Source organism: Halocynthiibacter sp. C4 (assembly GCF_028823805.1).
In the GTDB taxonomy this organism is placed as follows: Bacteria; Pseudomonadota; Alphaproteobacteria; order Rhodobacterales; family Rhodobacteraceae; genus Falsihalocynthiibacter; species Falsihalocynthiibacter halioticoli.
In genome coordinates this window covers 1-269 of the sequence record NZ_JAPEIE010000025.1, presented here as the reverse complement: position 1 = coordinate 269, position 269 = coordinate 1, and the positions used below count along the sequence as shown (strand labels likewise).

General features: G+C 61.3%; 1 protein-coding gene. It reads left to right on the top strand.

From position 1 onward, the window contains the following. On the top strand, nucleotides 1–269 hold a 269-nt coding region (locus OU789_RS16880; protein WP_446719198.1), incomplete at both ends, for an ATP-binding protein.

Here is a 269-nt window from a genome sequence, read left to right as displayed (position 1 = left end):
AGGCGAAGAATTCGTTCGGCTATCCCGGACTGATCGTCGAAAAACTGGTCGAACGCGGGCGCCATATCGAAGTGCAGATCGCCGGCGATGGCAAAGGCAACGTGCTTCACCTGCTCGAGCGTGAATGTTCCCTGCAGCGCCGTCACCAGAAGCTCATCGAGGAAGCCCCTGCCGTCAATCTCGCCGCAACGCTTCGCGACAAAATGGCCGCCGACGCGGTGCGGCTCGGCAAGCGCCTGAACTATCGCGGGGTCGGCACTGTCGAATTC